Here is a 22,891-nt window from a genome sequence, read left to right on the forward strand (position 1 = left end):
TTCACACCGCACAGCGTGGTGAACGAACCGGTCGACGCGTTGCCGTTCTGCTGCGGCTTCGCGGCGACGTTCGGCTGCACCTTCGTGATGTCCACGAAGTCGGCCGCGGAGGGGCCGTTTCCGGCCTGACCGCCGTTGCCCGCCTGCTGGCCGTTGTTCTGGCCACCATTGTTGTTCTGGCCACCATTGTTCTGCTGCTGGCCGCCGTTGTTCTGTTGCTGGCCGCCGTTGTTCTGCTGCTGACCACCATTGTTCTGCTGGCCGTTGTTGTTCTGGCCGCCCGTGCTGGTCTGGTCGGCCGGGGTGCCGGTACAGCTCGTCAGACTCTCCAGGCTGCTGGGCGTGCTGCCGCCCACCCGGTTGATCTCCAGTTTGATGCGGTCGATGATCGCCTTCCGGCGGTCCTTCAGCGGCTGGAGAATGGAGTTCTGGACGTAATTCGCGTCCCTGGCCTGTGCGTCCCGTGTGGTCGCCAGACGCTGGTAGGCGTCCGTGATCTGACGGTCGAGGTTGCCCAGTTCACCGTCGACTTCGGTACGGGCCTGCTGCGGCACGTTGGTGAGCTGCTGGCCCACATCCGGGCAGGTGATGGTGGCCACCTGGGCGGCGGCCGACTTGGTGCTGTTCTGTGTCCAGTTCGACTCGTGTGCCGAGGCGTAGTAGTTCGCCCAGATCAGCCCGCCCCCACCGAGCGCTAGGGCAGCCGATGCGGCTATGGCCTTGGTGGCCAGCGGCGTACGGCGTTTTCGTGTGTTGCGTCCCATGGAACTCCTCTGACTTCCTTTCGGGGCGGAGGCGCCCGACAGGGGTGAAGCGGCTCCATCCCATACGGAGGTGGCCCATGGGGTGTTCAGAAACCTCGGAAAAACTTGGAAGTTCCTGAGGTCAATTCGGGCGCAAGCGACCCAGAAGCCCCTGTTTCAAGGGGAGTTGCGGAGGGTGGCCTGCACGTTTTTGAATCTGATTCAGTATCCGGCGCCGACACGGTGTTCGCCGGCCGTGATCCAAATAGGCGAGTACGGTCGGAACCCGCCGATTTTCGTCGTCGAAAACCCCAAGCCCCGGTTCGGCGGCGATGTTGGAGGTATGTTTCGCGATCGCCCGATTTCCCTGACGACGAGTCGAGTGGCGATCGCCGCGCCCGGGCGGCCGGGTGCGTACGGCACCAACCCCGACCCGGCGGCCACCCCCCGACCATGCGAACAACCTCCGATCATGCGGTCAACCTCCGATCATGCGGTCAACCCCCGACCATGCGGTCACCCGCCGAGAACCCTCGCCTCCACCGTGGGGTCCAGTCCCACCGCCGGCCGGTCGGGCCGCTGGGGAGGGCTCCCGCCGATGCTCCGCAGCCAGCTCCAGGTGTCGGCCACGGTCTCGGCGGCGGGGCGGCAGCGCAGTCCCGTCGCGAGGGCCCGCGACACGTCCGCGCGGTAGAGGGCGTTGTGCATGTCGGTCCCCGGGGGTACCCACACGGGCAGCTGGGTCCACGGCCGGATGCCCGCGTCGAGGACGGCCTCCGGCGAGGTCCACCGCAGCTCGGCCGCGCCGCCGGCGACGTTCACGCACGCGTCGAGGAACCCGCCCATCGTGGCGTGTCCCTGCGGACCCATGAGGTTGTAGGCCCCGCTCAGCTGCCGCTCCACCGCGCCGAGGATCCACCCGGCGAGGTCGCGGACATCGACGTACTGGAGGGGCAGGTCCCGTGGCCCGGGCGCGAGGACCGGGCCCCCGCGGGCGATCCGGGTGAGCCACCACGGCAGCCGGCCGATGTTCTCGTAGGGCCCGAGGATGAGTCCGGCCCGCACGAGCACCGAGCGGTCCGGGCCGAAGGCGTCCAGCGCGGCCAGTTCGCCGCCCCGCTTGTCCTGCGGGTACTCGGTGTGCTGCGCATCCGCCTCGGCGCCGTCCACCAGCGGCGCGTCCTCGGTGTACCCGGCGGGCGGGGCCCATGCGTACACCGAGCAGCTCGACACATACACATACCGTTCGGCGCGGTCGGCGAGCAGCCGGGCGGCCTCGTGCACGGCTCGCGGCGCCGACGCCCAGGTGTCGACGACAGCGTCCCATGTGCCGCCGGCCACTTCCGCGAGCCCGCCGGGCAAGGTGCGGTCGCCCCGCAACGACCTTGCTCCCGGCGGGGGGCGGTGCCGTCCCCGGTTGAGGACGGTCACCTCCCAGCCACACCCGAGCGCCGCCTCCACCACGGCCCGCCCCGCGAACTCCGTTCCGCCCAGCACCAGAAGTCTCATGCCGAAGATCGTGCATGGCCGGGCCGCGGGACGGAGCCGTATTCTGCCGAGGGCAGAGGAGGTCAGCGTCCGGTCGGCGGCGTGTACTTGTAGCCGACGCGCCGGACCGTCTGGATCGTCCGGCGGTGCTGAGTGCCCAGCTTGCGGCGCAGCCGGGCGATGTGGACGTCGACGGTGCGGCCGTCGCCCACGTGGCCGTAGCCCCACACCGTGGTGACCAGCTGGTCGCGCGTGTGCACCCGGTTGGGGTGGGCCACCAGGTGCGCGAGCAGTTCGAACTCCAGGTACGTGAGGTCGAGTTCGCGCCCGTCGACCTGGGCGATGCGCAGCGCGGTGTCGATGCGCACAAGCGGATCACCCGCGCCCGCGGCGGCGCCCGGGGCAGGGGCCTGGGCCTCGGGCTCCGGCAGGTCCGGCACCGCGACCGGCAGGAACGGCGGCTGCTGGTCTGCCGGGACGAGCAGCAGGTAGCCGACCATCGGCGGTCGGCCGGGGAGGGTGGGCAGGGTGTGCTGCGGCGCCGGCAGCCAAGTGGCTCCCGGCGGCAGGAAGTGGGCCACGTCCTGCCGCAGGCTCTCGACTTCGTTCGAGCCCGGGAGACCCCAATCCTCGTCCCGGTCGACGGCACGCAGCCGGTGCCGGGCGCCGTTCGCCGAGGTCGGGGTGGTGAGGGTGGCGGTGGAGTAGGAACGAGTAGTCGCCATGAGAGGTCAGCTCTTTCGCGCGAGAGGTTCGTCGAGGAGGCCGACGACCGCGAGTTCGTGGTCGGGGTCGTCGAGGACGTACGTCGTGCGCGCTGGCCGAAGACCGGGGTGTACGGCTTCAGAGGGCCCGCGCGCTCCGCGCGCGACAACACACCCGGTCGAAGTCGTGGTGCTGACGGGAAGGCCAGAAGGGCTCGAGGTCATGGCGACCCGTCGCGCTGTACTTCTGGAAACTGGCCATGGCTCCATTGAAGCAGACCCCCGGGCCCCACAGGAGTCTTCTCTCACCCATCGGACGCCTGCTTGAGGTGAATCCGACGTTGCATACCGCGTCCGACCAGGTGTTTGCCCCGGCCGGGAGCGCGACGGAGCCGACGGCGTCCGCGGAGCCGTCCCACTCCGTGGACGGCACCCCGCGCCCGGCAATACGAGAGGGCGCCCACCACAAGGATGGACGCCCCGGCCGAGCGGACGGATCAGACCTGACCGGCCTTCTCCAACGCCGTGCAGCAGGTGTCGACGAGCAGACGGGTCACCACGTACGGGTCGACGTTGGCGTTCGGGCGGCGGTCCTCGATGTAGCCCTTGCCGTCCTTCTCGACCTGCCACGGGATACGGACCGAGGCGCCGCGGTTGGAGACGCCGTACGAGTACTCGTTCCACGGGGCGGTCTCGTGCAGGCCCGTCAGACGGTCGTCGATTCCGGCGCCGTAGTTCTTGACGTGGTCCATCGGCTTGGAGCCCTCGCCGAGCGCCTCGCACGCCGTGATGATCGCGGCATAGCCCTCGGGTCCCTCGCGCATCGCCCTGGTCGAGAAGTTGGTGTGCGCGCCGGCGCCGTTCCAGTCGCCCTTGACCGGCTTGGGGTCCAGGGTGGCGGAGACGCCGAAGTCCTCGGCGGTGCGGTACAACAGCCAGCGGGCGACCCACAGCTGGTCCGCGACCTCGAGCGGGGCGAGGGGGCCGACCTGGAACTCCCACTGGCCGGGCATGACCTCGGCGTTGATGCCGGAGAGGCCGAGGCCGGCCTTCAGGCAGTTCTCCAGGTGCGCCTCGACGACCTCACGGCCGAAGATCTCGTCGGCGCCGACACCGCAGTAGTAGCCGCCCTGCGGGGCCGGGAAGCCGCCCTCGGGGAAGCCGAGCGGACGCGTGCCGTCGAAGAACGTGTACTCCTGCTCGATGCCGAAGACCGGCTCCTGCGCGGCGAACCTCTCGGCGACCTCGGTCAGCGCGGCACGGGTGTTGGAGGGGTGCGGGGTCATGTCCGTGTTGAGGACCTCGCACAGCACGAGGAGGTCGTCGCCGCCGCGGATCGGGTCGGGGCAGGAGAAGACCGGCTTGAGCACGCAGTCCGAGGAGTGGCCCTCGGCCTGGTTGGTGGAGGACCCGTCGAAGCCCCAGATCGGCAGCTCGGCACCCTTGGCGTCAGCGGCGAGGATCTTCGTCTTGGATCGCAGCTTGGCCGTCGGCTCGGTGCCGTCGATCCAGATGTATTCAGCCTTGAAGGTCACGGGCCACATCCTTCGGGGTGGGTCCCGACCGCGCGGTCGAAGGCGTGCGGTCGAAGTCGTTGCGGGTGCGCGGCGCGGCGGCACTGAGGCGCCGACGATGCCCGGAAGTCTGTCAACGGGCGATTTCCCGTCCATTGCCCAGGTGTGAAGCCCGTGTTACCCACGCCCTACGGCACCACGCACGTCAACAGCTGCGGCCCCGCCGCAGGTCCGCCGCTCGTCCTCCTGGCGGGCGGCCGCGCGACCTCGGTGTCCTGGTACGCCAATGCGGCCGAGCTGTCGCGCTCCCACCGCGTCCACGCCGTCGACCTGCTCGGCGACCCCGGCCGCAGCGTGCCGGACCCCCGCCGCCCGCTGCGTACCGTCACCGATCTGATGGCCTGGCTCGACGCGGTCCTCGACGGCCTGGGCATCGACGGACCGACCTGGCCGGTCACTCGTACGGCGGCTGGATCGCCCTCACGTACGCGCTGCACGCACCCGGCCGGATCAGCCGCCTCGCCCTGCTCGACCCGACTCGGTGCTTCGCCGGATACCGCGTCCCGTATCTGCTGCACGCCCTCCCGATGCTGCTGCGCCCCTCCGCGCGCCGGATCCGGGCCTTCCTGGAGTGGGAGACGGGAGGGCTGCCGCTGGACCCGGCATGGCTGCGGCTCCAGGAGGCGACGGCCGGTTTCCCGGTGGCCGGGCCGGTCATGGGGCGGCGCCCGAGCGCCCCCACGTTGCGCTCGCTGCACATGCCGGTCCTGCTGCTCGTGGCCGCGAGCAGCAGGACCCATGATCCCCGCCATGTGGCGGCCCGTGCCGCCGAGTTGCTGCCGCAGGTGGAGACAGCCGTCCTGCCGGACGTCTCCCACCATGCCCTGCCGCACACCAACCCGGCGGCCACGAACCGTCGCCTCCTGGGGTTTCTAAGCCGCTGACCTCACCCCACCTTCTCGATCACGGCCCGGCGGATCAGGAACTTGCCGGGCTGGCGGACCTGTTCGAAGGCGGCGTTGTTCAGCAGCACGCAACTGCCGGAGACGGACGTGACCGTCACCGTCGTGGACTTGTTGTTGTCCAGGTTGGTGACCTTCAGCTTGGTCCCCGCCGGGAACTGGTTGCTGGAGGCGGCGGGCGCGCCGCCCTCGCCGGAGAGCGTCACGGTCGAGCCCTTGCAGACCTGCTGACCCGCGGCATTCCCGGCATTCCCGGCGTTCCCGGCGTTGCCGGCGTTCCCGGTGTTGCCGGCGTTGCCGGCGTTGCCGGCGTTCCCGGCGTTCCCGGTGTTGCCGGTGTTGCCGGCGTTCCCGGCCGGTGCCGACATCGTGGGTGCGGCGGAGGCGGCCCCCGAGGCCTGGGGGTCCTGAGCCGACCCCCCAGCCTGCGCGGCGCCGCCGGACTGCGCCGAACCGCCCGCCTGTACGGACTCCCCGACCTGGCAGCCGGACGCCTCCTGCTTGCGCTTGATCTCGGCGACGACCGCCTCGCGGTTGGCGATCCGCGCGGCCGACTGGGCGTCCGGATTCGCCTTCTGCGCGGCGATGAACGACTCGTTGTTGCCGAGCGCGGTGGCCAGGCCCTGACAGGCCGTCGAGTTGGACGCGTTCTGCACGTTCGCCGCGTTCGAGGTGGCCGCGAGGGCGAAGGCCCCACTGCCGGCCACGGCGAGGGCGGTGACCGCCAGCGCGATCTTCTTCTTCGGACTGAGGGTTCTCCTACGCGACATGCGCGCCTCCTGTCCCCGGCCACCGTCACCGGCGGCCGGATGCGATAGGTACGCCGCTATGTACGAGATACCGAACGGCGTTACTCACCGGTTTACAGGAGTCACCGAAGTGAGGTGAGTCACAGAGGAGTTGGGTCAGCGCGACAAAGCATCGCGTACCGCCTCGTCCGTGCGCGCGACGACGGCCGTACCGTCGTCGGCGGTGATGATCGGCCGCTGGATCAGCCGGGGGTGCTCGACGAGTGCGCGCACCCAGCGGTCACGGTTCGCCGCGTCCCTCGGCCACTCCTTCACGCCGAGCTCCTTCGCCACGGCCTCCTGGGTGCGGGTGATGTCCCACGGTTCGAGGCCGAGTCGCGTCAGCACCTCGCGGATCTCGTCCTCGCTCGGTACGTCCTCCAGATAGCGGCGCACGGTGTAGTCGGCGCCCTCTGCGTCGAGCAGGGTGAGCGCGCTGCGGCACTTCGAACAGGCCGGGTTGATCCAGATCTCCATGGCCCACACGGTACTGGAAACGCGTTCTCCCACCGCTGTCACAGCCCCACCCAAAGCCCCTCTGGCCAGCGGCTTTTGTCAGTGGGTGGCGGTAGAATAGAAGCAGTGTTCGAGGGAGTTGCCGGGGCCTCCGGACCGCTCCCCGACCGCGACAGGAGGATGCCTGTGCCCGCTGCCGCAACCAAGCCGAAGCCGATCCGGTCCACCGCCCGGCGAGCGGTCCCGCTGGACCTGCCGTACGCACCGGTGGAGAAGCGCCCGCTCCCGCCGGGGCGGCCGCGCGAGTGGTACATCACGCACAACCGGCGCCTCAAGGCGATGCGTCTCGCGATCGCCCTGCTCGACTCCGGGGTGTACGTGCCGAACCAGGCGCACAACGACACGATACGGAGCACGGCGGAGCAGATCGGTGTGCACCCGCCGTCGGACACCACGTGCCACATGGTGCGGGCGCTGATGCGATACAGCCGGTGAGCCGTGGCGCCGGGTGTCCTCCCGCGTGGGGGCGCCCGGCGCTGTGCCGCCGGTCCGCCAACTCCCTTCCTCCGCCGAGTCCTTCACTTCGCCAGGTCGCTCTGCTCACCGGCTCCCTCTGCTCACCGGCTCCCTCTGCCCATCGGCTCCCTCAGCTCGCCAGCTCCTTCTCGAGAGGCGTCCGGAAGCGCGGTGTCACCCGCGTGCCCGCCAGCCATGAGGCCAGTCGTGCCGCTTCCGTCTCGATCGCCGCTCGGCCCTCCCGTCCCAGCCCCTCCGTCTCCAGCAGGCGCCACACCACCTCGCCGTCCGGCCGCTGGGCCCAGCCCCCGACCACCCGGCCGTTCCACCACACCGTCGGGCCCACGTTGCCGCTGCCGTCGAAGAGGGCCGGGCGCAGCCCGGGTGCCAGGTACCAGTCCCGTTCCCGCCAGCCCATCGCCGTGGGGTCGAGGCCCGGGAGCAGGGCCGCCCAGGGATCGGCCGGGGCCGCGACGGGTTCCTCGTCGCCGGAAGTCACATAGGCGGTGACCCCGCCGCCGAGCGTCACCGGTACCGCCCCGATCGCCGTCAACGACCGGCGGACATCCGTGACCCGCCAGCCCGTCCACCAGGTGAGGTCCGCCTCCGTGGCCGGGCCGCAGGCGGCCAGCCAGCCGCGCAGCAGCTCCGACCGGGCCTCGGCGGGCGGCAGGTCGGGGTGGGGTGCGGCCACAGCCCAGCGGAACTGCGACGACGTCCAGGTGCCCAGCGGGCGCCCGCGCACCACCCGGGCCTCGACGCCGAGCACCCGCATCAGCCGCGACGACACGGTGTGCAGGCTCTCGTAGCTCTTGCCCGCGCCGTAGGTGAACCGCTCCTTCAACCGCGGCTCGTCCCGCGTGAGTTCGGCCACCGTCGCCTGCCCGCGGCGGGCCAGCGCGGCCAGCGCCGACGCCTCGACCTCGGCCAGCCACTCCTCCGCCAGCCGGCCGTCGCTTCCCGCCACCATGTCCTTGACCAGCCCGGCCCGTGCCTTCGCCGCGTTCGCCAGTCCCGTCGACGCGTGCACCACGGCCGCCAGCTCCGTCGGGAACACGAACACGGTGTGCCGCATGCCGTGCATGCGCACCAGTGTGCGGTCCTCGTACAGCGCCCGCTCCACCTCCGCCACCGTCTTGCCCGCGTCCGCCAGACGCGCCCCGACGGCCAGGTACACCGTGGCCGGATCCGTTCCGTGCAGCGCGACCAGCGATCCGGCGATCTCCTCGGGTGCCGATGCGCGAGCCCCGGTGGCCAGCCGCTGCCGCAGCGCGAGCCGGGCCTGCCGCTCCGCCACCCCGATGTGCCGCTGCCGCCCGCCCATGCGCGCCTCCGCCCTCTCGGCCCCACGGTCGACGTCCATCCTTCCGGAACTCGGCCGGCCGTGGCACGCCGTCACCCGAAGTGCCGTATCCGGCATGCGGATGCGTTCCGGCCTTGCCTTTACTGAAGGCACCACGCGCGAAGACGGGAGAGACGATGGCACGACACGGGATGCGGGCCCTGACGCGGACCCTGGCGATTGTCGTCGCGGCGGCTGCCGTGCTCAGCGGCTGCTCCGGCAACAGCGGCTCCTCCACCAGCCCGACCCATGCCGCCTCCGCCGCATCGTCCCTCGCCTCGCAGGCAGGCAGCGCGCTGGCCTCCGCGACCGCCGAGGCGGGCCGACGGCTCGCGGGGATCAAGGGCGCCGTGAACGCCAAGGGCGAAGTCAAGCTCGGCACGGTCACCAGCGACGCCGCGGGGCACAAGGTCGTGCCGGTCACTGTCACCAACTCGACGTCCAAGACCCGTACGTACGCCGTGCAGGTCGACTTCCGCGACTCCGGTGGCAACCTCCTGGACACGGTCGTCGTCACGGTCGACAACGTCGCCGCGGGCGCCTCGAAGAACGCCACCGCGACCAGCAACCGCGCGCTCTCCGGCAACGTCACCGTGGACGTCGCCCGCGCCGTCCGCTACGGCTCCGGGTGACCGGCCCCGTTCCCGCCCGCGTCCCCACGGGGCCTGACGCACAGCGGCCGGGCCCGGGACACCCGCGGCCCGCGGTGTGACGGTGCGGTTCCGCTGCTCGCCCGTGTGAGGGTCACATCGCGTCGCGCGCGGCGGGCGGGCTCGCACCTCGTGGGGCGGCGCGCAGGGCGTCGGGTCCCGCGCGCCCCACGTGCCCCACAGGCCCAAGTGCCCCGTGCGCCCCCAGGCTTCCCCGCGCCCCCAGGCTCCCCGCGTCCCCGCGTCCCCCGCACTCCCCGTCCCGCGAGGACACCGTGGCGCGCGCCGGGCGTGGCGAGCGCCCTCGCGTTGTGGTTGCGCCACCGCGTGGCGCCCGACCGAGGCGGCCCGGGACCGTACCGCCACGAAAACGGGATGCACGCGCGGTGACCGCGTCCTTACGCTGGACACGCGTTCCGGAGCAGCTCTCCACCGGTTTCCGCCGGACAGGTACCACCTGGTGGACCCAGGGCTACTCTCTACGCACCGATGGCGGCCGCCCACCCCCAGCGCCCCGTCGGACCCTCTGGCACAACCACTCACCCACGCCACGGAGGCCCGTCATGGGCACCATCGTCATTGCCGGAACCGTCGTCCTCGTCATCCTGGGGTTCGGCAACCACGCCTGGTGGCTCGCCGCCGTCGCCCTGCTCTTCCTCTACGCGGGGTACGGACGGGGCTCGTCCTCGCCGGGCACCGGAGCCGCCCCGGGATCGGCCGCCACCTACCAGCAGTACCGCGAGCGCCGCGACCAGCAGGCCAAGTGGGAGCGCCGCTACCGCCGCGAGCGCCCCTTCGAGGCTCGCCGTCAGGAGCGGGACAAGAGCAAGTGACCGGTGCGGCGCCGCCCGCTCACAGGCCGGGCGCGCCCCAGACCGGGAACCAGCGGCCGAGGTCCTGCTCGATCCGCAGATCGTCCGCGAGCGCGGCCTTGATCTGCAGCTCCAGTGCGTTGTCGCGCCGCTCGCCCTGCCCGGCGAGCGGCGCGAACGGGTAGAAGGTGCCGCGTTTGTACAGATAGACCAGGCCGAGCCGACGCCCGCCCTCGTCCTGGAAGCCGGCCACCGAGCACAGCAGCTGCGGCCCGAAGCCATTGACCTCCATCGCGCTGTTCACCGCATGCAGATCGTTGACCAGCGAGGACAACTGGTCGGGTGTGCGGCGCGACACCAGCCAGGAGTATCCGTAGTCGTCCCGCTGCAGCTCGACGGGCGGCCCTGTGCGGTCGGTGTCCGCGTCCAGCAGCGCCTGGACCTCGCGGTTCGTCTGTGTGAAGGCGCCGCCCTCGACCGTGGCGAAGCAGACCGCACCGTTCCCGGTCGGGGTGAACCCGGCGGCGGCCTCCAGGGTGACCGCCGCCGAGGGCAGGGCGAAGAGCTGGTCGAGATCGGGCGCCACCGGTTTCGTACGGCCGAGCAGGATGTCCAGGAACCCCATCTGTGCTCATTCCGCCTTTCCCGGCGTCGCCGCCTCGCCCAGCTCCGCGGAGATCCGGGCGAGCTGCTCGAGCCGCTGCTCCAGGGTCGGGTGGGTGGAGAAGATGCGGGAGATGCCCGCGTCGGCGCCGAAGGCGGGAGTGAAGTAGAAGGCGTTGAAGGCCTGCGCCGTGCGCAGGTCCTTCGTCGGGATGCGCGCGATCTCTCCCGTGACCTTGGTCAGCGCGGACGCCAGCGCCGAGGGGCGCCCGGTGAGGTAGGCGGCCGCCCGGTCGGCGGCCAGCTCACGGTAGCGGGACAGGGCCCGGATCAGCAGGAAGCTGATCGCGTAGACGAGCGCCGAGATCCCCATGACCGCGCCGAAGACGGCGACGGTGTTCTGGTCCTTGCGCCCCCGCCCGCCGAAGAGCTCCGAGTAGAACGCGAACCGGACGACCAGCCCGGCGATCACCCCGAGGAACGAGGCGACGGTGATCACGGCGACGTCCTTGTGCGCCACGTGGGACAGCTCGTGCGCGAGCACGCCCTCCAGCTCGTCTGGCTCCAGCCGCCGCAGCAGCCCGGTGGTCACACAGAGCACCGCGTGGTCGGGATTGCGGCCGGTCGCGAACGCGTTCGGCATGTCCACATCGGAGACGGCGACGAGCGGCTTGGGCATGTCGGCCACAGCACACAGCCGGTCGACCACGCCGTGCAGCTGTGGACACTCCTCGCGTTCCACGATCCGCCCGTGCATGGCGTACAGCGCGATCCGGTCCGAGAACCAGTACTGCGCACCGAGTGCCAGGGCCGCGATCACGATGACCAGCACCCATGACTTCAGCAACGCGATCAACGCGGCGACGAACGCCACGTACAGCAATCCGAGCAGAAACAGCGTGACCGTCATCCGGACGGTCAGTCGCCGATCGCTCCGGAACCGGCTCTGCATCCTGCATCACCCCGCAGTACCCCACAGAAAGGCACTCGTCCCACCCCCATTGTGCGCCCACCCCCACCCATGAGCCGGTCCGCAACGGTTCCATGGCAGGCAAAGAGTCCGTGTGAGTTCCGGTGCGGGAGGCCCCCGCGATGGAGCCCCGTCACCACCCGGGGCGGGAACGGGGCTCCGTGGCAGCGCTACGGGAGCGGCCGGCTCACACGTCGAAGAAGTGATGACCCGGGTCGGTCACCTCGGCGGATCGAAGGCACCGTCCGTCTGACCAGCACGGGCGTCGTCGTTGTCCGGCCCTCCGTGTCCACGGCCGCCGCCCCAGCTGCGGTGACGAGCGCGTCCTCCCGGGCCGCCGGCCTGGCGACGGGACCCTGATCTGCCCGGACTGCGCGGGCTTCATGATGTCCTACCGCCCCCGTAGATCGGCAGGAGCAGGGTGAAGGTGGTCGGGGTGCCGCGGGTCAGGGAGAGGCGGCCGCCAAGGGAGACGGCCAGGTCACGGGCGAAGGCGAGCCCGATGCCCGTCCCTCCGCCCCTGCCCGTGTGGCCCCGGTCGAACAGCCGTGCCGTGTCACCGCTCACCTCGCCCTCGTCGGTGACGTCGAAGGCGAGGGCGTCGTCAAGGTCGCGCACCGTCACGCGGATCATGCCTCGGCCATGTCGGCGGGCGTTGTCCAGCAGGACGTCGAGGATTTCGGTGACGGCTCCGCCCGGCACGGGCAGGCCGTCCGGCACGTCATGGGTGACGTACTCCAGGCATCTGCCGTCGTCGGCGAACAGGCCGTGCCAGCGCTGTTGCGTGGCCCGCAGCACTTGTCCCACCGGCCGCAGCGGGGCACTCGACCGGTGAAGGCCGGGTGAGCTGGACAGCCGCAGTACCTCCTCCACGGTGCGGTGCAGTTGGCGGGTGGTGGCAAGGGCCTCCTCCAGGGCGGGCCGGAGGCGTGTGTCGTCGCGTTGTTCCAGGCCCGCCTCGAGGGTGAGCTGGAGAGCGGTGAGCGGGGTGCGTAGCTGGTGGGAGGCGTTGGTGGTGAAGTCCCGTTCGCGGCGAAGGAGTTCGGACAGGCTGTGCAGCATTTCGTTGTGGGTGCGGGCGACCTGGTCGATCTCGTTGATGTTGCTGGGGGCGGCGCGGGCGTTCAGGTGGCCGTGCGTGACGGCCCGGCAGTGGCGCGAGAGGTCCTCCAGCGGGGCGGCCAGTGCCCGGGCCTGACGGCGGGCGACGAGGACGGCGGCAGCCAGCGCGAACGCGGCGGCGCCCAGCAGGGCGCCCCACACGGCGAAAACGCGGTTGCGTACGGTTGCGACGGGAGAGGACGCCCGTACCACTCCGATCACCTGTTCGGCGTGGGACACGGGCACGGCGACGACCAGGTCGCCGCCCGACCGGCTGTGGACCGCCTCACCTGTGAGGGCTTGGCGGACCGGTGTGTCGCCTGGTCGAGAGCCGCTGCCGGCCCGTAGCCGCAGCTGCGGGTCGTACAGGCCCAGGCGCTCGCCGTCCGGGGGTCTGGGGAGTTCGACTGGGTCGCCCGTCCGGTAGTCCGGGCTCACTTGCACGGCACCGGCGAGGGCTGTTCTCTCCAGTGCATCCCGCTGGTCGGCGTAGAGCGCCGACCTGATGGCCCAGGCCAGGGGGGCGGCGAGGAGGACGACGGCGATCAGGGCGGCGGTGAGGGCGACTCGCACCACGCGCTGTCTCATGTCTTTCATCATGCGGGCCGTCTGCCTGGCCGGACGGAATGCGCCACACGCTTTTGCCGTCGTCTAACTGTCGGCGTGTGAGGCGTTAACCGGCGGGTTTCTAGCGTCGGTGCCATGACCGTCTGGTCCAAGGGCTCCTTTGGAGGGCAGTGGCCATGGCATCACACGCACGGAGGTGCGCCGTCGTCGGTCTGGCGCTGGTCGCCGCGGTGAGCGCCGCCTGTTCCGGCGGTGCCGGATCGCACTCCGGTTCCGCCCCGCCGCACCACGCGGCGACGTCGCACACGCCGGCAGGTGGTGGCAATGCCCCGAACCCGGCGCCCACCGAGTCCAATCCCCCGGGCGATATCCCCGACAACCAGGTCTACGTCGCCTACCGGCCGGGCGGCGGCACCTTCGTTTTCACCGGCTTCACGGTCAAGGTGCCCGAGGGCTGGGCCCGCACCGACCAGAAGAACACGACCGTGTTCACGGACAAGCTGAACACGGTGCGCATCGCGGCGGCCTCCGCCTCCAGCGCCCCCACGGTCGGCTCGGTCACCAACACGGTCGTCCCCCAGCTGCGCACGCAGGTGCCGAAGTTCGCGTCGCCCAAGGTGTCGGAGGTGACCCGGCATGCCGGCCGTATCGTCCTGCTGACCTACCAGGGCGACTCTGCGAAGGACCCGGTCACCGGGAAGGTGGTGCGGGACGCGTTCGAGCGGTACGCCTTCTACCGCTCCGGGCACGAGGTGGACCTGACGCTGTCCGGTCCGGTCAACGCCGACAACGTCGACCCCTGGCGGATCATCAGCGACTCCTTCACCTGGCAGTGAACAACATGTCCGCCAACGCCTGCCAGGACATGCCGACCGGTGGCTCCGCGGAGAACGTCCTCACAGCCCGCGAACTGTACCGCTTCTACCGGGCGGGGGAGGAGGAGACACTCGCGCTGCGCGGGGTGTCGCTGAGGGTCCGGCGCGGCGAGACGGTTGCGGTCGTCGGGCCGTCCGGGTCGGGCAAGTCGACCCTGTTGTCGTGTCTGGCGGGGCTGGACGAGCCTTCGGGCGGTGAGGTCCGGGTGAACGGGGTGCGGATCAGCCATCGGCCCGAGACCGAGCGGGCGCGGCTGCGCGCCCGGCACGTGGGCGTGCTGCTGCAGACCCGTAACCTGCTGCCGCATCTGAGTCTGCGGGACAACATCCGCCTGGCACAGCGGGCAAAGGGCCGCGGCCCCGCCGCCTCGCCACGAGAGCTGCTGAGCCAGGTCGGGCTCGCCGAGCGGGCGCATGCCCTGGCCGGGCAGCTGTCCGGCGGGGAACTGGCGCGGGCCGGACTCGCCGTCGCGCTGGCCAACTCGCCCGCCGTACTGCTGGCAGACGAGCCGACGGGGGAGCTCGACGGCGACACCGAGCGCATGGTGCTCGCCATGCTGCGCGAGAGGGCCGCCAGCGGCTGCGCGGTTCTGATCGTCACGCACAGTGTCGAGGCCGTGCGGGTGGCCGACCGGGTCATCACCCTGACGGATGGAACAGCGACCGATACCTCGACTCCCCACGGCGGACGTCCCCAATGGCAGGAGGTCCGCGATGTCGCCGGATGAGGTCCTTGTGGCCTGCCATGACGCAGCCCTCACCTTCGGCCAGGGCCCGCAGGCGGTCGTGGCCGTGCACGGAGCGAACCTTCAGATCGCAGCCGGCGATCGGCTCGCAGTCGTCGGCCCCTCCGGCTCGGGGAAGAGCTCGCTGCTGCACCTGCTGGCCGGGCTCGAGCAGCCCACCAGCGGCAGCGTCACCCGGTCCGCGTCACTCGGACCGTACGACATCGGCCTGGTCTTCCAGGGCGACAGCCTGATCCCGGCTCTGAGCGTGGTCGAGAACGCCGCCCTGCCCCTCGTGCTCGCCAACCGGACCGAAAGGGAGGCACGGCAGGCCGCCCTTGCGGCGCTGGACCTGGTGGATGCCGCCGACCTGGCCGACCGGCTGCCCGAGGAGATCTCCGGTGGACAGGCCCAACGAGTGGCCGCCGCCCGGGTCCTGGCCCAGTCCCCGCGGCTGATCCTTGCCGACGAACCCACCGGCCGTCTCGACCACGCCACCGGCGCCCATGTCCTTAACGCCCTGCTGACGGCCGCCGACCGCACCGGGGCCGCCCTCGTCGTCACCACGCACGACCCGGCTGTCGCCGCCGGGCTGTCCATCCGGCGAGCGATGCACGACGGCAGGCTGCTCGCGCCCGAGGAGGTCTCGTGATCACCGCCTGGGTGCGCGGCCTGACCCGGCACCGCGCCGGACGGCTGCTGGCCGCCCTCGCCGGGATCGCGCTCGCGGTCGCTCTCATCGCCGCGCTCGGCTCCTTCCTCACGGCGTCTAAGGCGAGCATGACCCAGCGCGCCCTGCGCTCGGTCGCCGTCGACTGGCAGGTCCAGGTACAGCCCGCAGCCGACCCGAACACAGTTCTCTCCCTGGTCCGCACGACACCCGGGACCCGCACCGCCCTGCCGGTCGGCTACGCCCACACCACCGGCTTCACCGCCCGCGTCCAGGGCAGCACCCAGACAACCGGCCCCGGTATGGCGCTCGGCCTGCCCGACGGCTACCGCAGCCGGTTCCCCGACGCCATCCGTACTCTCTCCGGCTCCGCCACCGGCGTCCTGCTGGCCCAGCAGACCGCATCCAACCTGCACGCCGCGCCCGGCGACACCCTCGGCGTCCAGTTCCCAGGCATCGGAGTGCGGCAGGTGAGGGTGGACGGCGTCGTCGACCTGCCCCAGGCCGACTCCCTCTTCCAGATGGTCGGCGCGCCCGCCCAGTCTCAGCCGACCGCGCCCCCGGACAACGTCGTCCTGTTGCCCGCCACGCAGTTCGCCTCCCTCACCCACGGCGCAGGCGGCGTCACGACCCAGATCCACGTCGCCCGCGACAACGCGCACCTGCCCTCCGACCCGGCCGCCGCCTTCACCACGGTCACCGGCGCCGCCCACCACCTGGAAGCCCGCTCCTCCGGCGCTGTACTCGTCGGCAACAACGTCGGCGCCGCCCTCGACTCCGCCCGCCAGGACGCCCTCTACGCTCAGATGCTCTTCCTCTTCCTCGGGGTCCCCGGAGCTGTCCTGGCCGCCGCGCTCACCGCCGCGGTCGCCTCAGCCGGTGGCGAGCGCCGCCGCCAGGAACAGGGCCTGCTGCGCCTGCGCGGTCTGCGCCCGACCCAGATCACCGCCCTCGCCGGGCTGGAAGCAGCTCTGATCGCGATCGCCGGTGGCCTGGCCGGACTGGGCATCGCCGCGCTGGCAGGCCGCCTCGCCTTCGGTGCCGCGTCCTTCGGGGCGAGCGCGGGCACCTGGGCCATCTGGTACGGCCTCGCCTTCGTCCTCGGCGCCGCCGTCGCCACCGGCGCCGTCCTCATACCCGCCCTGCGCGACCTGCGCACGGTGAGCGTCGCCGACACCCGCAAGGAGGCCGACGCACGCAGCACCCGCACTCCCTGGTGGATGCGCTACGGCCTGGACTTCATCCTGCTGATCGGCTCCTGGCTCATCTTCCGCGCCTCCTCAGGCAACCAGTACGCCCTCGTCCTGGCCCCGGAAGGCGTCCCCAGCATCTCCGTTTCGTACTGGGCCTTCCTCGGCCCCGCCCTGCTGTGGATCGGCGCCGCCCTGCTGCTGTGGCGCCTGACCATCCTCGCCCTCATGCACGGCCGCCCCGCCCTGTCCCGCCTGGCCCGCCCGTTGACCGCCACCCTTGCCGGCACCACCGCGGCCGTCCTTGCCCGGCGCCGACGCCCCCTCGCCCGCTCCGTGGTCCTGCTCGCCCTCGCCGTGTCCTTCGCCGTCTCCACCGCCGTCTTCAACGCCACCTACAAACAGCAGGCCGAGGTCGACGCCCGGCTGACCAACGGCGCCGATGTCACCGTCACCGAACCACCCGGCTCCCGCATCCCGCCCAGCGCCGGATCCGCGCTGCAGGTCTCCGGCATTCGGCACGTAGAACCGCTCCAGCACCGCTTCGCCTATGTCGGCTCCGACCTGCAGGACCTCTACGGCGTCCGCCCCGACACCATCGCCCGCGCCACCTCTCTGCAGGACGCCTACTTCGCCGGCGGCAGTGCACACCAGCTCATGCAACGGCTCGCCCAGCGCCCGGACAACCTGCTGGTCAGCGTGGAAACCGTCAACGACTTCCAGCTCTCCCCGGGCGACACCGTCAACCTGCGCATCCAGGATGCCCGCACCAAGGCCCTGCGCACGGTGCCCTTCCACTACGCCGGCATCGCCAGGGAGTTCCCCACCGCCCCCAAGGACAGCTTCTTCGTCGCCAACGCCTCCTACATCGCCAAGGCCACCGGCAGCGACGCGGTCGGCGCCTTCCTCCTCGACACCGGCGCAACCCACCAGAGGCAGATCGCCGCACACCTGCGCCATCAGCTCGGCACCAGTGCCACCGTCACCGACCTCACCCAGACCCGCGGCACCGTCGGCACCAGCCTGACCTCCGTCGACCTGGCCGGACTCACCCGCATCGAACTCGCCTTCGCCGTCCTTCTGGCGGCCGGAGCCGGAGGGCTCGTCCTCGCACTCGGACTCGCCGAACGCCGCCGCACCTTCGCCATCGCCACCGTCCTCGGCGCCAAGACGCGCCAGCTGCGCGGCATGGTCCTCACCGAAGCCCTCCTCCTGGCCGCGGCCGGTCTGGCCGGAGGCGCCCTCATCGGCTGGGCCCTGTCCGAGATGCTGGTCAAGGTCCTGACCGGCGTTTTCGACCCACCGCCCGCGAGCCTGTCGGTCCCCGGCTCCTACCTGGTCCTCACCGCGCTCGCCGCTCTGATCGCCGTCCTGGCAGCCGCGCTGAACGGCATCCGCCGCGCGAAACGCCCGGCCGTGGAGGAGCTGCGTGACCTGTGAACACTCCGCCAACGCCGACCGAGCCGATTCCCGCGCGTCCTCCTACGCTGTCGACCATGCGCACGCCCGCCGCACCAGACCGCAGCCGCCTCCGCGTCCTCGTCATCGAAGACGACGACACCATCGGCCGCCACCTGGAAACCGGTCTGCACAGCAACGGCTACGCGCCGACCTGGAGCCGCACCGGCGCGAGCGGCCTGGCCGAAGCCGCCCGCACCCCCTACGACGCCCTCCTCCTGGACCTCGGCCTGCCCGACATGGACGGCCTCGACGTGGCCCGCACCCTGCGCACCCGCTGCCCCGACCTGCTCATCATCATCCTCACCGCCCGCACCGACGACATCGACGTGATCGCCGGCCTGGACGCCGGAGCCGACGACTACCTCGTCAAACCCTTCAGCCTCACCGTCCTGCTGGCCCGCCTGCGCGCCCACCTGCGCCGCCACAGCCCCACCTCGCACCCCCAGGAAGTACTCCGCCTCGGCGACCTCACGGTCGACACCACAGCGCGGCGCTGCACCCTCCACGGCCAAGAGGTACAGCTGCGCCCCAAGGAGTTCGAACTCCTCGCGCTCCTCGGCCGGCACCTCGGCGAAGCCGTATCCCGCGAAACCCTCATGGCCGAGGTCTGGGACGAGAACTGGTTCGGCCCCACCAAGACCCTCGACGTCACCATGGCCAGCCTGCGCCATCGCCTCGCCGCAGCCGGCGAAGCAACCGACCGTCCCTGCCGACTACCCCGCATCACCACCCTCCGAGGACACGGCTACCGCCTGGAAGACCGCCCCTAGACGTCGAGGGAAAGGCGCAGCGTGGGGCGGCAGGAACAAGGGTGTCGACGCCCCGCAAGGTGCGGAGTCAGCACCACCTCGACGGGCTTTGGCGGGACGAGGACTTCGTCGAGTGGTACCCGCGGGACGGCAAGCCGGGGCTCTCCGGCCCAGCCGGCGACGGTGTCGGTCCTCCAGTTCAACGGACCGACGCCACACGCATCTTGAGCGCTGTCCGGGACCTGACGCGCCTTGAAATGGTCACCGAGGCCCATGCTTGCTGCCCTGGGGGAAATCGCACGTCAGGCACCCCAGGAGTTGGTCGGGCTGGTCACGGACGAGTGGGGCGAACGCTACGGAAGGCCAGCCCGGCTCGGCGGGACCCCGACCCGCCCGAAGACCCGTATCAAGGACACCGGCGACGACGTCTACATTGGCGTCACGGAGCGGACACCGTCGCCGACGCGGGCCCGGGAGGACCTACTGTCCGCCCTTCGGTTCGCCGGTCCAGTACTGGCCACGCTGCTGCTGCCAGCGCTGGACCTCGATGTTCCGCCACGTCAGTGCGTGCTTGATCTCATCGGAATTCAGTCCGGTCTCCCTCGCCAGATCTTCCGGGCTGATCCCGTTGGGATGTTGCCGCAAGACCCGGGTGATCTTCCCGGCCCACAGCTCGGCATACAGGAACGGTCGGCGTTCGTACTGTTCGACGACTGCCGCCAGGTGTTCACGCGAACAGCTGACCACCAGGCGCTTCCCGTCGTACTTCGGGTCAATCGCATGGATGGCTGACGAATCCCGCACCAGCGCATTCCACTGTGTGCCGTCCAAGACCAGCGTTCCGCAGAGGTCGCACAGGTCCGCCTGAGCCTCTTCCTCGTCGCCGGCGTTCGGGCCGCTGTCGGTACTCACTGGCTGCTGCCGGGTGTCGGTGGAAGTTCTGCGGACACCTGTAGCACCGCTGGAGCCACTGTGGTCGGGTCTCCGCTGGCCACCCAACGGTAGCGGGCGACCATCATCGTGTGGTCGATGCTGTCTCGCACGTACCCGTACACGATGCCAGGGCTGCCCGGGCGTCCGTGGAAGACGACCTCGCCCGGCTCGCCCTCGCTCGCGATCTGTTGGAAGTCCCCTGTCTCGGGACAGCCCGCAAACTCGTACACCCAGTCACCCATACCTGCAATCCTGCCCGGACCGCCGATCACACGGCTAATCAGGCACAAAGGCCGGGAAGCGGATACGCCCGAAGGGATCAGACGGGGTGTCGCGGCGGTGGCCGCACCTGTGTACGGGTTAGGTGCGGCCACCACTCGCAGGGAGGCAGAGCCTCGCCCACTTCAACGGAAGCCCGCCCTGGTCTCAGCCGGCGTGATCCCCGAGCGGTCGCCGGGGGGAGCGGTTCAGGCAGTCGCGCGAGCACGGCATGCACGCCCTGAGGCACTACTACGCGTCGGTCGTGCTGGACGCGGGGGAGAACGTGAGGGCCCTGGCCGAGTACCTCGGGCACGCGGACCCCGGCTTCACGCTACGCACCTACACGCACCTACACGCACCTGTTGACGAACGGCCGGGATCGAGCCCGCAAGGCCATCGACCAGGCGTTCCAGGAGCGACAGGACGACGCAGCCTGAGCCGGCCCCGAAAGCCGGAGCCGAAAAGCCGACGGCCGACTCTCCCAGCGTAGGAGAGCCGGCCGACGGCCCGCAGATGCCCAGGGGAGCGGTTACCGCTCTGACCTGGGGCGATATCACACGTCGAAGTAGAGCTCGAACTCGTGCGGGTGCGGACGCAGCTGCAGCGGGGCGATCTCGTTGGTGCGCTTGAAGTCGATCCAGGTCTCGATCAGGTCGGCCGTGAACACGTCACCCTGGAGCAGGAACTCGTGGTCGCGCTCGAGGGAGTCGAGGACCGCCGGGAGCGAGGTCGGGACCTGCGGGACGCCCGCGTGCTCCTCGGGAGCCAGCTCGTAGAGGTCCTTGTCGATCGGCTCGGCCGGCTCGATCTTGTTCTTGATGCCGTCCAGACCCGCGAGGAGCAGGGCCGAGAAGGCCAGGTACGGGTTGCCGGACGAGTCCGGGGCACGGAACTCGACGCGCTTGGCCTTCGGGTTCGAACCCGTGATCGGGATGCGCATGGCCGCGGAGCGGTTGCGCTGCGAGTACACCAGGTTGACCGGCGCCTCGAAGCCCGGCACCAGGCGGTGGTACGAGTTCACGGTCGGGTTGGTGAAGGCCAGCAGCGACGGGGCGTGCCGGAGGATGCCGCCGATGTAGTAGCGGGCGGTGTCCGACAGGCCCGCGTAGCCGGCCTCGTCGTAGAACAGCGGGTCGCCGTTGCTCCACAGCGACTGGTGGACGTGCATGCCCGAACCGTTGTCGCCGAAGATCGGCTTCGGCATGAAGGTCGCGGTCTTGCCGTTGCGCCAGGCGACGTTCTTCACGATGTACTTGAAGAGCTGGAGGTCGTCGGCCGCGGCGAGCAGCGTGTTGAACTTGTAGTTGATCTCGGCCTGGCCGGCGGTGCCCACCTCGTGGTGCTGGCGCTCGACCTTCAGACCCGCCTTCTCCAGCTCCAGGGAGATCTCGGCGCGCAGGTCGGCGAAGTGGTCGACCGGCGGAACCGGGAAGTAGCCGCCCTTGTAGCGGACCTTGTAGCCACGGTTGTCCTCGAGGGCGCCGGTGTTCCAGGCGCCGGCCTCGGAGTCGATGTGGTAGAAGGACTCGTTCGCGCTGGTCGCGAAGCGGACGCTGTCGAAGACGTAGAACTCGGCCTCGGGACCGAAGTACGCGGTGTCGGCGATCCCGGTGGAGGCCAGGTAGGCCTCGGCCTTCTTCGCCACGTTGCGCGGGTCACGGGAGTACTGCTCGCCCGTGATCGGGTCGTGGATGAAGAAGTTGATGTTCAGCGTCTTGTCGCGGCGGAAGGGGTCGACCCGGGCGGTCGACAGGTCCGCGCGCAGCGCCATGTCGGACTCGTGAATGGCCTGGAAGCCACGGATCGAGGATCCGTCGAAGGCGAGCTCGTCGTCCGGGTCGAACGCCTCAACCGGCACCGTGAAGTGCTGCATCACGCCCGGCAGGTCGCAGAAACGGACGTCGATGAACTTGACGTCCTCGTCCGCGATGAACTTCTTGGCCTCGTCGGCGTTCTGGAACATCCAGCTCCTCCTACTCCCGACCGTCCGTGCCGGGGTGGTAGTTCGTTCGTGCGGCCAGTGCGGTGGCACACGCTGCAGCCGACCTTAGGGACGGAGGATTTCTCGGGCGTGACCCGTTTGTTTCTCCCAGGTTAACCGCCCCATGTCGTCGTGACCCCACCTCCGGGGCGGTCCTGCGGTGCGCAGTACCGTGGACGGGTGGAAAACAGGCAAGCAATCGGATCGTGGCTCTCCGGTCCCCGCGCGGCGATGGAAGAAGCCGGAGCGGAGTTCGGATACCGGGGAGAGCAGCTCGGTCTGCCGCAGGAGGGACCGGGCTCCATCGCCCGCCCGGGTCGGCGCCTCGGCGCCCTCGCCGTCGACTGGGGCCTGTGCCTCTTGATCGCATACGGTCTGATCGCGGACAGCTACAACCAGGCGGCCCAGGTCTGGGCACCGCTCGTCCTCTTCGCGCTGACCGTTCTGACCGTCGGCACCATCGGGTTCACCCCGGGCAAGCGGCTCTTCGGCCTGCGGGTGGTGGCCCTGGGCACAGGCCGCGTCAACCCGCTGCGCACCCTGCTCCGCACGGTTCTGCTGTTTCTCGCCATCCCGCCGCTGATCTGGGACCGGGACGGCCGGGGCCTGCACGACCGCATGGCCGGGACCGTCGAGATCAGGCTCTGAGGGCGCCCTCGGCCGCGCTCCCAGGGGCGCGGGGAACGGCGCGACCAGCCACGGACGGCGCGCGGCGAACCACGTTTCCGCACCGAGCCACCCCGCACCGCGAGCCACACCGCCCCGCAGGAAAACGCGCCGCAGGAAACGCACCCCAGGAAACGCAGGGCGCCCCCGGGAAACGCACCGCA

Annotated in this window: 23 protein-coding genes and 2 pseudogenes; 11 read left to right on the forward strand and 14 right to left on the reverse strand. The window is 70.8% G+C overall.

Going from position 1 to position 22,891, the window contains the following annotated elements:
• The 5 genes and pseudogenes from AAW14_RS34240 to glnII form a co-directional block, all read right to left on the reverse strand.
• Nucleotides 1-764 (reverse strand): annotated as a pseudogene (locus AAW14_RS34240) (hypothetical protein); the annotation flags it as partial.
• A 229-nt stretch (nt 765-993) separates the two neighbouring features.
• Nucleotides 994-1,157, reverse strand: a pseudogene (locus AAW14_RS34245) (DNA-binding response regulator); the annotation flags it as partial.
• A gap of 102 nt (nt 1,158-1,259) precedes the next feature.
• Nucleotides 1,260-2,252, reverse strand: a complete 993-nt coding sequence (locus AAW14_RS34250) for an NAD-dependent epimerase/dehydratase family protein (RefSeq protein ID WP_265568343.1) — start codon at nt 2,250-2,252, stop codon at nt 1,260-1,262.
• Between the two features lie 62 nt (nt 2,253-2,314).
• Entirely contained in the window at nt 2,315-2,956 is a 642-nt protein-coding gene (locus AAW14_RS34255; protein ID WP_265568344.1) for a winged helix-turn-helix domain-containing protein, read from the reverse strand.
• 476 nt (nt 2,957-3,432) lie between these two features.
• On the reverse strand, nt 3,433-4,470 hold the full coding sequence (gene glnII, locus AAW14_RS34260) for a glutamine synthetase (RefSeq protein WP_265568345.1): 1,038 nt from the start codon (nt 4,468-4,470) through the stop codon (nt 3,433-3,435).
• 65 nt (nt 4,471-4,535) lie between these two features.
• Here glnII and AAW14_RS34265 point away from each other — a divergent pair, with 65 nt between their 5' ends.
• Nucleotides 4,536-5,393, forward strand: a complete 858-nt coding sequence (locus AAW14_RS34265; RefSeq protein ID WP_322741152.1) for an alpha/beta hydrolase — start codon at nt 4,536-4,538, stop codon at nt 5,391-5,393.
• A gap of 2 nt (nt 5,394-5,395) precedes the next feature.
• On the opposite strand, the gene AAW14_RS34270 is transcribed toward AAW14_RS34265, so the two are convergent.
• Both AAW14_RS34270 and AAW14_RS34275 read right to left on the reverse strand, forming a co-directional pair.
• Nucleotides 5,396-6,181 (reverse strand): hypothetical protein, encoded by a 786-nt coding sequence (locus AAW14_RS34270; RefSeq protein WP_265568346.1) that lies wholly within the window; start codon nt 6,179-6,181, stop codon nt 5,396-5,398.
• 135 nt (nt 6,182-6,316) lie between these two features.
• The gene (locus tag AAW14_RS34275) at nt 6,317-6,676 is read right to left on the reverse strand and encodes an arsenate reductase family protein (RefSeq protein WP_265568347.1); all 360 of its coding nucleotides are present in this window, start codon (nt 6,674-6,676) and stop codon (nt 6,317-6,319) included.
• 165 nt (nt 6,677-6,841) lie between these two features.
• Between AAW14_RS34275 and AAW14_RS34280 the strand changes: the two genes are divergently transcribed.
• Complete coding sequence (locus AAW14_RS34280; RefSeq protein WP_265568348.1) at nt 6,842-7,150, forward strand: hypothetical protein; 309 nt, start codon at nt 6,842-6,844, stop codon at nt 7,148-7,150.
• Nucleotides 7,151-7,301: 151 nt separating this feature from the next.
• Here the strand turns inward: AAW14_RS34280 and AAW14_RS34285 are convergent, their stop codons facing one another.
• Nucleotides 7,302-8,495 (reverse strand): winged helix DNA-binding domain-containing protein, encoded by a 1,194-nt coding sequence (locus AAW14_RS34285; RefSeq protein ID WP_265568378.1) that lies wholly within the window; start codon nt 8,493-8,495, stop codon nt 7,302-7,304.
• Nucleotides 8,496-8,650: 155 nt separating this feature from the next.
• On the opposite strand from AAW14_RS34285, the gene AAW14_RS34290 reads away from it, so the two are divergent.
• Both AAW14_RS34290 and AAW14_RS34295 read left to right on the forward strand, forming a co-directional pair.
• The gene (locus AAW14_RS34290; protein ID WP_265568349.1) at nt 8,651-9,145 is read left to right on the forward strand and encodes a hypothetical protein; all 495 of its coding nucleotides are present in this window, start codon (nt 8,651-8,653) and stop codon (nt 9,143-9,145) included.
• A 581-nt stretch (nt 9,146-9,726) separates the two neighbouring features.
• Nucleotides 9,727-9,996, forward strand: coding sequence for a hypothetical protein (locus AAW14_RS34295; protein WP_265568350.1), 270 nt, complete (start codon nt 9,727-9,729; stop codon nt 9,994-9,996).
• Nucleotides 9,997-10,015: 19 nt separating this feature from the next.
• Here AAW14_RS34295 and pspAB read toward each other — a convergent pair whose 3' ends face one another.
• From pspAB to AAW14_RS34310, 3 genes are all read right to left on the reverse strand, one after another.
• The gene (pspAB, locus tag AAW14_RS34300) at nt 10,016-10,600 is read right to left on the reverse strand and encodes a PspA-associated protein PspAB (protein WP_265568351.1); all 585 of its coding nucleotides are present in this window, start codon (nt 10,598-10,600) and stop codon (nt 10,016-10,018) included.
• 6 nt (nt 10,601-10,606) lie between these two features.
• On the reverse strand, nt 10,607-11,530 hold the full coding sequence (htpX, locus tag AAW14_RS34305; RefSeq protein ID WP_265568352.1) for a zinc metalloprotease HtpX: 924 nt from the start codon (nt 11,528-11,530) through the stop codon (nt 10,607-10,609).
• Nucleotides 11,531-11,929: 399 nt separating this feature from the next.
• Nucleotides 11,930-13,237 (reverse strand): sensor histidine kinase, encoded by a 1,308-nt coding sequence (locus AAW14_RS34310; protein WP_265568353.1) that lies wholly within the window; start codon nt 13,235-13,237, stop codon nt 11,930-11,932.
• Between the two features lie 155 nt (nt 13,238-13,392).
• Here AAW14_RS34310 and AAW14_RS34315 point away from each other — a divergent pair, with 155 nt between their 5' ends.
• The 5 genes from AAW14_RS34315 to AAW14_RS34335 are packed head-to-tail and all read left to right on the forward strand — an operon-like array spanning nt 13,393 to nt 18,907.
• On the forward strand, nt 13,393-14,052 hold the full coding sequence (locus AAW14_RS34315; protein ID WP_265568354.1) for a hypothetical protein: 660 nt from the start codon (nt 13,393-13,395) through the stop codon (nt 14,050-14,052).
• A gap of 5 nt (nt 14,053-14,057) precedes the next feature.
• Complete coding sequence (locus AAW14_RS34320; RefSeq protein ID WP_265568355.1) at nt 14,058-14,819, forward strand: ABC transporter ATP-binding protein; 762 nt, start codon at nt 14,058-14,060, stop codon at nt 14,817-14,819.
• Complete coding sequence (locus tag AAW14_RS34325; RefSeq protein WP_265568356.1) at nt 14,806-15,468, forward strand: ABC transporter ATP-binding protein; 663 nt, start codon at nt 14,806-14,808, stop codon at nt 15,466-15,468. The genes AAW14_RS34320 and AAW14_RS34325 overlap by 14 nt, the downstream gene beginning before the upstream one ends.
• A complete protein-coding gene (locus AAW14_RS34330) occupies nt 15,465-18,116 on the forward strand; it encodes an ABC transporter permease (RefSeq protein WP_265568357.1) in 2,652 nt (883 codons plus the stop codon). The genes AAW14_RS34325 and AAW14_RS34330 overlap by 4 nt, the downstream gene beginning before the upstream one ends.
• A 56-nt stretch (nt 18,117-18,172) precedes the next feature.
• Nucleotides 18,173-18,907 carry a response regulator transcription factor gene (locus tag AAW14_RS34335; RefSeq protein ID WP_265568358.1) on the forward strand — a complete coding sequence of 245 codons (735 nt, stop codon included), beginning with the start codon at nt 18,173-18,175 and terminating at the stop codon, nt 18,905-18,907.
• A gap of 459 nt (nt 18,908-19,366) precedes the next feature.
• Here the strand turns inward: AAW14_RS34335 and AAW14_RS34340 are convergent, their stop codons facing one another.
• On the reverse strand, nt 19,367-19,798 hold the full coding sequence (locus tag AAW14_RS34340) for a hypothetical protein (protein ID WP_265568359.1): 432 nt from the start codon (nt 19,796-19,798) through the stop codon (nt 19,367-19,369).
• Nucleotides 19,795-20,061, reverse strand: a complete 267-nt coding sequence (locus AAW14_RS34345; RefSeq protein WP_265568360.1) for a hypothetical protein — start codon at nt 20,059-20,061, stop codon at nt 19,795-19,797. Before AAW14_RS34345 ends, AAW14_RS34340 begins: the two co-directional genes overlap by 4 nt.
• A gap of 248 nt (nt 20,062-20,309) precedes the next feature.
• On the opposite strand from AAW14_RS34345, the gene AAW14_RS39555 reads away from it, so the two are divergent.
• On the forward strand, nt 20,310-20,570 hold the full coding sequence (locus AAW14_RS39555) for a tyrosine-type recombinase/integrase (protein WP_322741151.1): 261 nt from the start codon (nt 20,310-20,312) through the stop codon (nt 20,568-20,570).
• A gap of 63 nt (nt 20,571-20,633) precedes the next feature.
• On the opposite strand, the gene glnA is transcribed toward AAW14_RS39555, so the two are convergent.
• Nucleotides 20,634-22,043 (reverse strand): type I glutamate--ammonia ligase, encoded by a 1,410-nt coding sequence (gene glnA / locus AAW14_RS34355; RefSeq protein ID WP_265568361.1) that lies wholly within the window; start codon nt 22,041-22,043, stop codon nt 20,634-20,636.
• 198 nt (nt 22,044-22,241) lie between these two features.
• On the opposite strand from glnA, the gene AAW14_RS34360 reads away from it, so the two are divergent.
• Nucleotides 22,242-22,709, forward strand: a complete 468-nt coding sequence (locus AAW14_RS34360; protein ID WP_265568362.1) for an RDD family protein — start codon at nt 22,242-22,244, stop codon at nt 22,707-22,709.
• Nucleotides 22,710-22,891: the final 182 nt, after the last annotated feature.

This window comes from Streptomyces hygroscopicus (genome assembly GCF_026168105.1).
In the GTDB taxonomy this organism is placed as follows: Bacteria; Actinomycetota; Actinomycetes; order Streptomycetales; family Streptomycetaceae; genus Streptomyces; species Streptomyces hygroscopicus_D.